Here is a 12,076-nt window from a genome sequence, read left to right on the forward strand (position 1 = left end):
TGCAAATAGAAAAGCAGAAAACCTTAGTAAAATAATGACCGATGACCTTAACCATTGAAAACATCCTATTAATTGGCTCTTTATTGCTCTTTATCAGCATCATCGCTGGCAAAACTTCCTATAAATTCGGTGTCCCAACATTGGTCTTGTTTTTATTGATTGGCATCTTGGCTGGCTCTGAAGGAATTGGTGGAATCAATTTCAATGATCCCGCAACAGCCCAATTCATCGGGATAGTATCGCTGAATTTTATTCTTTTTTCGGGGGGATTGGATACGAGCTGGACATCCATAAAACCAGTTTTGTGGCAGGGTATTTCACTTTCGACCATTGGCGTCCTTCTTACTGCGGTTTCATTGGGCACATTTGTCTGGGCAATTACGGATTTCACCATTTATGAAGGTTTGCTATTGGGCGCCATCGTTTCCTCCACGGATGCCGCTGCTGTTTTCTCCATACTTCGTTCCAAGAGCCTGGCTCTCAAGTCAAATATACGTCCCACCCTTGAGCTTGAAAGTGGGAGTAACGATCCAATGGCCTATGTTTTGACAATCGCGTTTTTGGGTTTGGTCATCAATCAGGACCTCGGCATCACTTCCATCATTCCATTGTTTCTCCAACAAATGATTTTTGGGGCATTGGCGGGATATCTTTTTGGAAGGATTAGCAAATATGTTATCAACAAAATCAACCTCGACTTTGAAGGGCTATATCCAGTTCTCGTAATCGCTTTGATGTTTATCACTTTTTCCGCAACTGATTTCATAGGGGGAAATGGATTTTTGGCGGTCTATTTGTGTGCGGTTTATTTGGGAAACAGTGAATTGATGCATAAAAAAACGATCCTGAAAATGTTTGACGGATTGGCTTGGCTGATGCAAATTGTGCTTTTCCTCACTTTGGGTTTGTTGGTTTTCCCTTCACACATTGTCCCAGTTGCAGGAATTGGATTACTCATTTCACTTTTCCTGATTTTCGTGGCAAGGCCCGTCAGTGTGTTTTTGAGTCTGATTTTTTTCAGAATGAAAATCAGAAGGAGGTTTTACATATCTTGGGTAGGCTTGAGGGGAGCAGTGCCGATCGTGTTTGCCACCTATCCCCTTTTGGCTGGAATCGACAAGGCGGAAATGATTTTCAACATCGTCTTTTTCATTTCCCTGACCTCGGTTCTGTTGCAAGGGACCACTTTGACCCTCATCGCAAAATGGTTGCATGTGGCCTTACCGGAAAGAGTCAAGCCCATTGCCCCCACGGACATGTTTCTATCTGAAAGGGTGAAAACAGCAATGGTGGAAATTAAAATTCCTGAATTGGGATATGCCGTTGGAAAAAAAATCATCGATCTGCAGTTCCCCAAAACGGCAATCATTGCCATGATCAAAAGGGGTGAAAAATTCCTCACGCCCAATGGTGCGACGGTCATAGAGGACCATGACACCTTGATTGTGCTTTCTGACACGCAAGCAGGAATTGAGAAAGTTTATGATTGCCTACAAATCCCAATGTTAACCACTAAACTATAAAACCATGAAAAAGCGCTTTATCGTCCTAGTTGATTTTTCGGAACATTCAGCCAATCTCATCCAGTATGCCTATGATTGGTCAAAATTGGTGGATGCAAAATTACTGCTCTACCACAAAACAACAATAGTATCCCCAGCCCTTGCTGACAATGAGACGCGGCATTCGATTGCGCAAATGATCAATGAAAAAGCACTTGACAAGCTCAAAACTTTGTCAAAAAGTACTTTGCCCGAAAACGCCAATGTTCAATATTCTGTTTCCGAAACCAATTTGTTGCTTTCTCTTCAAAATTTTCTGGAAGAACCCTTTGAACATTTGATTTTTACCGGAATGAAAGGCACTGGGTTTCTAAAGAAAATTTTCCTCGGAAGCACCACTATCCAAATTATAGAAAACATCAATAATCTAATGGTTGCGATCCCAAAAGATATTTCAAGCTTTTCGCCCATTGATTTATATGTTGCAGTGAGCGAAAATCATCCTTTGAATATTTTGGAATTGAACAGACTTCTGAATTTCACGGGAGGAAAATCCAAAAAAATCACTTTCTTCTATTTTGCAAAAGACAACGAGGAAACGCTGGGAATGGAAAAACAACTGAGGGATTTGACCTTACTTTTTGGGGAAAAATACATAACGGATTTTGAAATTTATCAGGGAACAGATGCCTTTGAAAAAATCAAATTGGTGATCAACAACAAAACCAAGGAACTGCTTGTCATTCAAAAAGGATCGAGAGAATGGACAGATCAGCTTTTTCGGAAGTTTATGATCAATGAACTCGTTTATGCTGGGGAAACACCATTGGTCATTTTGCCTTAAGGAAAAAAACAGATTTTTGGAGGCCGTCATAGAATTCTACAAAATTTAAGTTTGTGTTGCTTCCTCATATTCAAGAGCACTTTTTCGATATTTTAGCCCATTTTATGCATTACGAACTCAAATCAAGATTGTATTTTACCAATAATTCAATAGATGCTGACTGTTTTTGACTTCACCGTATTTGGCGTCAGAAATTGGTCTCCAGATAGTCTGATTTTCTTGCAATTTTAATCCCATTTGGAAACGGAATGCATATTTCGGATTTAACAGAAAGGTATTTTTGGATACTTCGGTATGAACTCGAGTATAGCCGTTGATTTTCGGACAAAAAACCTTGGAAAACTCACCTAAAGTTTTCCAAGGCTTGAAAAATTAGAGTTTAAAAAAAATTTTTTCACAAGACCTGGTTGAATTAAAAGGCAACCCCAATTGCCTCAGCTAAACTTTAGCTGCACTGGCCAAGCAAAAAGTAAATGATGACAAAAACCAAAATGGTTCCAAAACATCCTCCGCCCAACTTATAGGCACCGTAACCTGCAATCAATCCTTTGAACATATTATTCATATTTTCCTTTTTTAGTTTGTTAATCTATGGCACACAATCCTTAATGCAATCTAATTATATTCCAAAAATAAAAAAACCTACTCTTTCACTTTTTGATTTGGCAGATTCTATCCGAGTTCTGCTGAGAATTCGGGTTTTTTGATGAGCAAAAATAAGGAGCAATTGAAATTCATTTCTTACAAGGATTTTCAAAAAGCTTATAACATTTACTGATTTTAGCATAAATATTTAATCGGATAAAAACGTCCGATTAAATATTTATGCTTACATTTGAGAAAACTAAAGAGAAATGTTTTCAAAAACTTGTCAATACGGTATCAAGTCAACGCTTTACATTGCCTTGCAATCGATAAATGAAAATCGTGTAAGCCTCAAAGACATCGCAAAGGAAATAGATTCACCCGAGGCATTTACGGCCAAGATTCTCCAAAAACTTGTTCACGCAGGAATCATCATATCCGTGAGGGGACAAATGGGAGGTTTTCTGATTGAGAGAGAGAAAATGGATTCCTTGAAATTAATCCAAATCGTAAATGCGATAGATGGGGATCACATTTTCGTAGAATGCGGATTGGGATTGAGTCAATGCAATTCAAGTTTCCCTTGTCCCCTACATGAACAATTTTCAAAGATCAGGACGGATTTGAAAGCCATGATGGAGACAACCAGCCTCTTGGGTTTTGCCACTGGACTGCACGATGGGCTTACTTTCCTGAAGCGTTAAAAAAAAATTACCACTTTAAAGGATATTCGCATCTTATATTATTTATTTAATCAAGAGAATTTACAGCAAAACAACCCAAAACAGGACGTCAAAATACTGGGGGAATTTTCAATTCTCAAAATCAGAACAGCCTCTTTTCTTCAAGTGAAGACTATTCTGATGATTTAATCATGAATTTATTTCATTGGAATTCACAAAAATATTCAAAAAAAAAAAATAAAAATATGACAACAGTACAGTTAAAAACAATCGGAGAAATGGTAGCAGCGGATTACAGAACCGCTCAAGTTTTTAAGAATCACAATATTGATTTTTGTTGTAAAGGCAACCGAAGCATTCAGGAAGCCAGCGAGAGTCAAAACGTAGATCCGGCTGTGGTAATCCGCGAAATTGAGGCTTTGCAAGAATTGGGAAAAGAAGAAAACGAGAATTACAAATCATGGCCACTGGATCTATTGGCGGATTACATCGAGAAAAAGCACCACAGTTATGTCTCTACCCAAATCCCCATTTTGAACCAATATTTGGAGAAACTCTGTCAAGTACATGGAAAGGTCCATCCTGAATTGTTCGAAATAGCCGAGGAATTTAAACATTCAGGTGGCGAATTGACCGCCCACATGAAAAAAGAAGAATTCATTTTGTTCCCTTTCGTACGAAAAATGATGCAGGCCAAACAAAGCAGTTCTAAACTGGAAAAACCCCATTTCGGAAAAATTGACAATCCGGTTCAAATGATGATGCATGAACATGAAGTGGAAGGTGACCGCTTCAGGAAAATCGCTGCGCTGAGCAATGATTTTACCCCTCCAAAAGATGGATGCGGTACTTATCAAGTGACATATGCTTTGCTCAGGGAATTTGAAGAGGATTTGCACCTCCACATCCATTTGGAAAACAATATTTTATTTCCCAAATCCATCGCAATGGAAAAAGAATTGAACGGATAATCCACCGTGGGTTTCAAATAAAAATAAGAAATGACGCTAAGGAGAGAAACCAAAAGTTGCCTTCAGAGTGATCATTTCTTGTTTTATAATCGCTTACCTGTCAAGGAACATCAAGGAGTCAGTCTTTGGCTTGAAAAAATTGATTTTGCGAAAATTTTGAAAACTCAAGATTAATTTAAACCAGAAATATGCACTAGGCTTCCTAAGAAGGTTGAAACTGCAAGAAAATCAGACATTTGGGATAATAATTCCTGACACCGATACGGTGAAGTCAACAAAAGTCAACAACTGACTAATTATAAGATAAATACAGTATTGAGCAGCATTCACAGTATATAAAACGGGTTAAACATCATGACTGACAAAAAGCCACTTAAAAGGAATATCGAACTCCAACCCTTAAGCAGGGAGCACCACCACAGCCTTTTGTTGTGCTGGAAAATCAGAAAGGGATTTTCCCTTGAGATTCCGGTAATTAGAATAAAGTCCTATGCAGATTGGTTTTTTTTGAATTATCTTCAACCCCATTTCAAGATTGAGGAAGATTTCCTCTTCCCCATACTGGGATTGGAACATCAGTTGGTCAAAAAAGCGATCGGGGAACACCGTAGACTTGCCAGATTGTTTCACAAGGAGAAGGAAATCGAAAAGTCCTTAAGTTTGATCGAAGAAGAATTGGAAAAGCATATCCGTTTTGAAGAGCGAGAACTGTTCAATGTCATTCAGCAATCTGCCACTGAAGAACAAATGAAAGCTCTCATTGAAAACCATACTGAGACTGCTTTCGAGGAAAACCCGATGGATGAATTCTGGAAAAAATAAATGGAAAAACTAATCTACGAAGATCACACATTTATCAATTTGGCCTTCGCCGAAATGGAAACCAAAAACAGGGAATTCGAAAACTGTTTATTTAAGAATTGCGATTTTTCGAATGGGATTTTTCTATCCTCAAAGTTCATGGATTGTATCTTCACAAACTGCAACTTTTCACTGTGCAAACTCCCTCATTGTCAAATGAACAATGTATCCTTCAAGGACTGTAAGATATTGGGCGTGAATTTCAGTAAATGTTTGGATTTCCTTTTTGAGGTAAAGTTCGAAGATTGCTCGTTGGATTATTGTTCCTTTACCAGAAAAAAATTACCAAAAACCCAATTTATAAAATGCTCCATGCGGCATGTGGATTTTTTTGAAAGCGATCTGTCAAAATCCTCCTTCTCCGAAACGGATTTGACAAATGCCATTTTTAACAATACAATTTTGAAAGAAGTGGACTTCACCACCGCGTCAAATTACAGCATCGATCCAGAAAGAAACACCATTAAAAAAGCAAAATTCTCCCTTCTAGGAATCGAAGGACTTTTGCACAAATATGATATCAAGATAGAGTGACTAAATGGTGCATTAAAAATTTTAAATTCAACCTCAATCCCCAAATTCTTCAATTCTTATTTCAAGTTTTTTTAAGACAATATTAAGACTATCTTAAATATTCTGCAGGTTTTAACTTCTATTTTTGTATAATGGATCTCAGCAATTGGATTCATTAAACCTGTCAATAATCAATGGTTATTTTGTAAATTTAAGAATATGAACCAAGCCCATTTGCATCTCGTTTTCAATCATTTACCGATAATTATACCGATAGTAGGCCTTTTGGTTTTGATTGGTGGATTGGTCGTCCGTTCTGAAATAGTCCAGCGGACTGCATATTTGCTTTTTGTTTTGGGTGCACTGAGCACCATTCCCGCCTTCCAAACCGGAGAGGGTGCCGAGGAAATAGTGGAGGAGATGCCTGGGATAAATGAGGAATCCATTAAAATCCATGAAGAAGCTGCCGAAACTTTCAGCTTATTTTCCTACGGCCTAGGTGCGGTATCTCTTCTGGGAGTGTGGGCCAATTGGAAGAAGAAATCCTTTTCAAGAATGATTTCTATCGTAACCCTGGCGGTTTGTTTGGTGACATTGTTTTTTGCCCAACAAACAGGAAATACAGGAGGAGTAATAAGACATCCAGAAATAACCAATAAAAATTAACTTCCCCTAAGTCAATTAAAGAAAATACGATGGCCATCCTGATTTCCAGAGAGAATTTTTATTCAAAAAGCTTTGAGGTGGCCGAAACCAAAGGATTGGGTCATCCTGACACCATTTGTGATCAAATCACCGAACAAATCTCAAGAGCACTTTGCCGCTTTTACTTGACTGAATTCGGAAGTATTCAACACCACAATGTGGACAAGGCCCTTCTGATCGGCGGTCAATCCGAACCTATATTTAATGGTGGGAAAATCCTTCAACCCATCTCTCTGGTCATCGCCGGCCGGGCCACCCATCAGGCACAGGATAAATCGGTTCCCGTGGAAGAAATTGCCATCCAAACCGCCAAGCAGTGGCTCGCGAAAAACATCAGGAATCTCAATGTGGAAACCGACATCCAAATCATTTCAAAGATCAGAAAGGGAAGTATTGAATTGGTCGAGTTGTTCAACAGGTTTGGGAAAGGCGAAATCCCATTGGCCAATGACACCTCGTTTGGAGTCGGCTACTATCCACTTTCATTTTTGGAAAACAACATCCTGAAAATTGAGCGCTTATTGAACCATCCCCTAACAAAGGTGAAATTTCCATTTATTGGAGAAGACATTAAAGTCATGGGCGTCAAAAATCAAAGTGAACAACTATTCACTGTCGCCATCGCGATGGTGGACCGACATATTTCTGATTTATCGGATTACATTTCAAAAATCGAAAAGGTAAAAACCTACCTGAAGGAAACGCTGAATCTGGGCCAATGCTCGATAGACATCAATACTGCCGATGATTATGAACGGGAAAGCATTTACCTGACCGTGTCGGGGACGAGTGCGGAAAGTGGAGACGATGGCCAGGTGGGCAGAGGCAACCGCATCAACGGATTGATCAGCCCCTATCGCCCCATGAGCCTCGAGGCTGCCTCAGGAAAAAACCCTGTCAGTCATATTGGAAAAATATACAATTATTTCGCCATGGATTTGAGCAGAAGCCTCGTGGAAAATCATTTTGCGAGCCAGGCATATATCTATATAGTATCGCAAATTGGAAAACCCATCACTGAACCACAACTGCTTCATATCCAGATAGATTACGAAAATTCAAATCCGGACAATCTTGATGATTTTGTAAAGGAGAAACTCCTGGAACTTCCCCGATATTGGAGAAGAATCATTGAATTCAAAGATTGAATACTTCCAGAAAATTGATTTCACCCCGGCTTATGGATCAACAATTCCATTCCAGCCGGCAATTGCACAATAACCTTCCTGTGTTTTCTGTTTTTTGATTTCAGCATATTGGTTAGACGACTTACTCTCCCAATAGTCTGGTTTTTTTCCCTACCCTTAAAAATCCTAATGAATAGTTCGGGTTTACCCTCCAATTCTTGAAGAAACACGTTTTGAAGAGGATAAAATGAAGGCCAGTGGCCCCTCAATTATAATGATAGTGTGGTATTTCGTTGGAAACACCATCCCTTTTATTCGCTATTGGGATAGTGGGGGTAAGTAGCGCATTTTTCGCCAATCGAAAAAAATAAACCATCCAACTCACAATGCCTATCATTTTTGCCACCATTCCAAAAAGCACTGGATCAAAAAATCCCAACTGCATCAAATCAATCGTCAAAGAAACAGCAAAGAAAAACATAGAGATGCCCAATAGGCTATAATCGGTCCTACGAATCAACGAATGATAGGCGGTAAGGTACAACATCAAAAATGCCCCATAACCTGGAAGAATGAATATCCTGAAAATACCGAGAAAGGCTGCTACTTGTTCATGGATAAGAAACACATCATCCAGGAAAAAAATCAATGTTAACATACCGGACACAAATAAAAACCGACTCATCCTGGCTCTTCCTGCCCGACTGGAAAGAACCTTGGATACAAAAAAACATATTGTTATCGACACAGACCAAAAGAACCAACCAATCCGAAAAAAAATCCCCGTATACAAGGGGGACTCCAAGAGCGTCATCGGATGCTGGAGTAGTGTAGTGTAGGGCGCATTGGCCCACGCTTTCCCTATCAATAAGCCACAAATTAAAATTATGCAAAGCAATAGGGTCAAACCGATTGCAGCACGATTTGATTTACCTCCATTGGGCAGAAACGAAAATTGTATATTCATTTATTTTTGATCAAAAAATGTAACCCCCAGATCAATATTCAATTCTTAAATTCACCCAACAGCATTGGTATTAACTGATTACTCAAATTCAAAGGCACAATATTATCCGATTGAATATTACTTTTTGAATTGAAGCAATATAACCAAAATAAAATTTTAACGGCTATCCTTAAAATGATTTAAAAAATATTTTCATGTTTTTTCTTACAAAAATCACCACCATTCCATATCAATTGACAGAAAATAAATTTTATTTCATATTTTGATTACCTATTAAATATTAAAGTAGTATTTTTATAACTATTTCAATATTAATTGTAATCATAAAAAATCTAAACTTAGAGAATATAGAATTTGAAAAATAGAAATGAAGAAATCGCTCTCCCAATCGATTAAAATCACTTCAGTAAAATTTGACTCAAGGTGTTTTTGAGTTGATTTCAGAATGCCCAAAATCACTTTATAGTATCCACTTGATGGTGACAATGAATTGGGAGCCTCCAATACCGCTATTTTTGATGCCAAATCATTGGCATTGACTAGATTTTTTCTTTGAAAACAACACCAAACAGAAGAGGAAAAAAATCTTCTGTTTTATATAGAACCAATCCGATGAGCGAACAAACTTTTAGCACCAATCAATTGTATGGTTTTTTACCATCCACTATCGAAGGAATCAATTCCCTGGCGGCACTTGCCCTTGACATGAGGTGGTCATGGAACCATACAGCGGATAAATTATGGCAACAGCTTGATCCAGACCTTTGGGAACTTACCAATAACCCCTGGGTGGTTTTACAGACAGTTTCACGGGATAGGGTTGAGCAATTGTTGTCTGACCCCGGTTTTCGCGAAAACCTGGATTCAATTTTACAAGCAAAGGAACAGGCCAATACCCTCCCTGCTTGGTTCCATAAAAAATTCCCAGATGTCAAACTTACTGCTGTTGCTTACTTCAGCATGGAATTTATGCTTAGCGATGCGCTTCCGATTTATGTAGGAGGCTTGGGAAATGTAGCCGGTGACCAACTTAAATCAGCAAGTGATTTGGGTGTTCCCGTAGTGGCGATCGGACTTTTTTACCAACAAGGCTATTTCCATCAAGAAATCGACAAAAATGGCAATCAGTTGGAACGTTATCCCTACAATGACCCTGGGCAGTTGCCCATCACCCCCTTGAGATTGCCAAACGGCGAATGGCTGAGATTGAAGATCTCAATAGCCGGATATCCTGTTTGGCTGAGAACTTGGCAGGTTCAGGCAGGAAGGGTGAAGCTTTTTCTCTTGGACAGCAACGATGCCGCCAACCTTCCCGTCCATCGAGGAATCACCAATGAACTTTATGGAGGAGGGGCTGACCTTCGGATGAAACAGGAACTGATTCTGGGGATTGGTGGCTGGAGATTGCTCCGCGCATTGGGGATAAAACCAGAGGTTTGTCACATGAATGAAGGGCATGCTGCATTTCTGGTTTTGGAGCGCGCCAATGATTACATGAAGGAAACAGGCACTTCCTTTAAGGAGGCATTGATGGTAACGAGATCGGGAAACCTATTTACGACCCACACCGCTGTCCCAGCCGGTTTTGACCATTTCAAACCCTCGTTGATGCAACAAATGTTAGGGTCCTATTCGCAGGAAGAACTGTCCATAGATTTCGAAGAATTGATGGCCCTCGGAAGATGGGACCCAAAGGATCAAACAGAGGATTTCAAGATGGCTTACTTGGCCATCCGTGGTTGTGGAGCCATCAATGGGGTGAGCAGTTTACACGAAAAGGTAAGCAAAAAACTGTTTATGAATCTTTTCCCCCGATGGCCGGTGGAAGAGGTCCCGATTGGACATGTCACCAATGGGGTGCACATGCCAAGCTGGGATTCTGAGATTTCGGATAAAATCTGGACCCAAACTTGTGGAAAAGACCGATGGCGAGGAAATCTTGGGAATTTGGAGGAGCAGATGGTGGCCGTTTCGGATGAAACGCTTTGGCAAATGCGCAATTCATCCCGCAGCAATCTCGTCAATTTTACCCGCAATCAATTTGAACGGCAGTTGAGCATTTCCGGTAGGCCGACGGAAATGATTGAGATTGCCAGACAGGTTTTCAATCCCAACACCTTGACTTTGGGTTTTGCCCGACGTTTTGTCCCCTACAAGAGACCAAACCTGCTTTTGCACGACCCGGAGAGGTTGATCAGGATCCTCACCCACCCCACACAACCCGTTCAACTGGTTTTGGCGGGGAAGGCAGCCCCCTTTGACGAAGTCGGAAAGGCATTGATCCGAAAATGGATCCAATTCATCAACCAAAACAACTTGCATCACCATGTTGTCTTTTTGGATGATTATGACATGTCCTTGACCGAAAATCTGGTCCGCGGTGTAGATGTTTGGATCAATACCCCAAAACGGCCTTGGGAAGCCTCCGGAACAAGCGGAATGAAAGTATTGGTCAATGGCGGCATCAACATATCCTCACTGGATGGCTGGTGGGCGGAAGCATACTCACCGGATGTGGGTTGGGCAATAGGCGATGAGATGGATCATGGGGATGACCCTATCTGGGATATAAAAGCAGCGGAAGAACTTTATGATCTACTTGAAAAGGAAGTGGTACCGACATTTTACAACCGTGACCCAAATGGTATACCGACGGCATGGATCAAACGAATGCGGAACAGCATGGCAAAACTGACCCCGAGATTTTCGGCAAATCGTACCGTCCGAGAATATACCGGGAAATATTACTTGCCCGCAGCTGAAAAATATTTGAGACGAGCAGCCGATAATGGAAAATTGGGAATCAAACTGATCCAGCAAAAACAGGAACTTGAGGAAAAATGGCACCAGCTGAAATTTGGAATTGTAGAGACTTCCGGCATTCAAAATGGATATTTCTTTAAAGCGGAGGTCTATCTGGGTGAAATAAAACCATATGAAATCATGCTGGAACTCTTTGCCGATGGAATCGATGGGAGTGCGCCCAAAAGGATAAAAATGGAACCAAACTCCAAGAATCCAGAGTCGGAAGGGCTGTATTACCAGGCAGAGGTCATCACATCGAGACCGGCAGACGACTTTACGGCCCGAATCATCCCCAACTTAGAGGGATTGACGGTTCCCCTAGAGATCAATCTCATTCACTGGCAAAGGTGATGGACTTCCTCGTTTTTGAATGATTTTCAAAAACGAGGAAGTCTTCCCCCAACCCAATTATCATCTCTTTTTCCAAAGTCATATTGGCCATGAATGCTTTTACCTATGATTCGGCATCGCCACCGAAAAAAGGATTCCAAGTATAATTGTCTTAACTTGCAG

10 protein-coding genes are annotated in these 12,076 nt (G+C 40.2%); 9 read left to right on the forward strand and 1 reads right to left on the reverse strand.

The features are described from left to right. The first annotated feature begins 41 nt into the window (after positions 1 to 41). The 8 genes from F824_RS0106290 (at position 42) to F824_RS0106335 (ending at position 7,812) form a co-directional block, all read left to right on the forward strand. Positions 42 to 1,523, forward strand: coding sequence for a potassium/proton antiporter (locus F824_RS0106290; RefSeq protein ID WP_019597019.1), 1,482 nt, complete (start codon positions 42 to 44; stop codon positions 1,521 to 1,523). Between the two features lie 4 nt (positions 1,524 to 1,527). Further along, the gene (locus F824_RS0106295) at positions 1,528 to 2,346 is read left to right on the forward strand and encodes a universal stress protein (RefSeq protein ID WP_019597020.1); all 819 of its coding nucleotides are present in this window, start codon (positions 1,528 to 1,530) and stop codon (positions 2,344 to 2,346) included. An 854-nt stretch (positions 2,347 to 3,200) separates the two neighbouring features. Then, positions 3,201 to 3,635: an RrF2 family transcriptional regulator gene (locus F824_RS0106310; protein ID WP_019597023.1), complete on the forward strand. Its 435-nt coding sequence runs from the start codon at positions 3,201 to 3,203 to the stop codon at positions 3,633 to 3,635. A gap of 224 nt (positions 3,636 to 3,859) precedes the next feature. Further along, entirely contained in the window at positions 3,860 to 4,585 is a 726-nt protein-coding gene (ric, locus tag F824_RS0106315; protein WP_026333534.1) for an iron-sulfur cluster repair di-iron protein, read from the forward strand. A gap of 354 nt (positions 4,586 to 4,939) precedes the next feature. Beyond that, positions 4,940 to 5,407 (forward strand): hemerythrin domain-containing protein, encoded by a 468-nt coding sequence (locus tag F824_RS0106320; RefSeq protein ID WP_019597025.1) that lies wholly within the window; start codon positions 4,940 to 4,942, stop codon positions 5,405 to 5,407. A 138-nt stretch (positions 5,408 to 5,545) separates the two neighbouring features. Then, the gene (locus F824_RS0106325) at positions 5,546 to 5,980 is read left to right on the forward strand and encodes a pentapeptide repeat-containing protein (RefSeq protein WP_437438301.1); all 435 of its coding nucleotides are present in this window, start codon (positions 5,546 to 5,548) and stop codon (positions 5,978 to 5,980) included. Positions 5,981 to 6,178: 198 nt separating this feature from the next. Beyond that, on the forward strand, positions 6,179 to 6,625 hold the full coding sequence (locus F824_RS0106330; protein WP_019597027.1) for a hypothetical protein: 447 nt from the start codon (positions 6,179 to 6,181) through the stop codon (positions 6,623 to 6,625). Between the two features lie 29 nt (positions 6,626 to 6,654). Beyond that, positions 6,655 to 7,812, forward strand: coding sequence for a methionine adenosyltransferase (locus tag F824_RS0106335; protein WP_019597028.1), 1,158 nt, complete (start codon positions 6,655 to 6,657; stop codon positions 7,810 to 7,812). A 244-nt stretch (positions 7,813 to 8,056) separates the two neighbouring features. Here the strand turns inward: F824_RS0106335 and F824_RS27420 are convergent, their stop codons facing one another. Next, a complete protein-coding gene (locus tag F824_RS27420) occupies positions 8,057 to 8,449 on the reverse strand; it encodes a hypothetical protein (protein ID WP_139189644.1) in 393 nt (130 codons plus the stop codon). A 921-nt stretch (positions 8,450 to 9,370) separates the two neighbouring features. On the opposite strand from F824_RS27420, the gene glgP reads away from it, so the two are divergent. Continuing rightward, positions 9,371 to 11,914 carry an alpha-glucan family phosphorylase gene (gene glgP, locus F824_RS0106350; RefSeq protein ID WP_026333535.1) on the forward strand — a complete coding sequence of 848 codons (2,544 nt, stop codon included), beginning with the start codon at positions 9,371 to 9,373 and terminating at the stop codon, positions 11,912 to 11,914. Positions 11,915 to 12,076: the final 162 nt, after the last annotated feature.

The sequence above is a fragment of the Rhodonellum psychrophilum GCM71 = DSM 17998 genome (assembly GCF_000381545.1).
Classification (GTDB): Bacteria; Bacteroidota; Bacteroidia; order Cytophagales; family Cyclobacteriaceae; genus Rhodonellum; species Rhodonellum psychrophilum.

What these genes read in the sequence shown, in the direction of transcription:
- F824_RS0106335 (WP_019597028.1), top strand. Translation starts at nt 6,655, where the DNA reads ATGGCCATCCTGATTTCCAGAGAGAATTTTTATTCAAAAAGCTTTGAG.
- F824_RS0106330 (WP_019597027.1), top strand. Translation starts at nt 6,179, where the DNA reads ATGAACCAAGCCCATTTGCATCTCGTTTTCAATCATTTACCGATAATT.
- F824_RS27420 (WP_139189644.1), bottom strand. Translation starts at nt 8,449, where the DNA reads ATGTTAACATTGATTTTTTTCCTGGATGATGTGTTTCTTATCCATGAA.
- glgP (WP_026333535.1), top strand. Translation starts at nt 9,371, where the DNA reads ATGAGCGAACAAACTTTTAGCACCAATCAATTGTATGGTTTTTTACCA.
- F824_RS0106325 (WP_437438301.1), top strand. Translation starts at nt 5,546, where the DNA reads ATGGATTGTATCTTCACAAACTGCAACTTTTCACTGTGCAAACTCCCT.
- ric (WP_026333534.1), top strand. Translation starts at nt 3,860, where the DNA reads ATGACAACAGTACAGTTAAAAACAATCGGAGAAATGGTAGCAGCGGAT.
- F824_RS0106320 (WP_019597025.1), top strand. Translation starts at nt 4,940, where the DNA reads ATGACTGACAAAAAGCCACTTAAAAGGAATATCGAACTCCAACCCTTA.
- F824_RS0106310 (WP_019597023.1), top strand. Translation starts at nt 3,201, where the DNA reads ATGTTTTCAAAAACTTGTCAATACGGTATCAAGTCAACGCTTTACATT.
- F824_RS0106295 (WP_019597020.1), top strand. Translation starts at nt 1,528, where the DNA reads ATGAAAAAGCGCTTTATCGTCCTAGTTGATTTTTCGGAACATTCAGCC.
- F824_RS0106290 (WP_019597019.1), top strand. Translation starts at nt 42, where the DNA reads ATGACCTTAACCATTGAAAACATCCTATTAATTGGCTCTTTATTGCTC.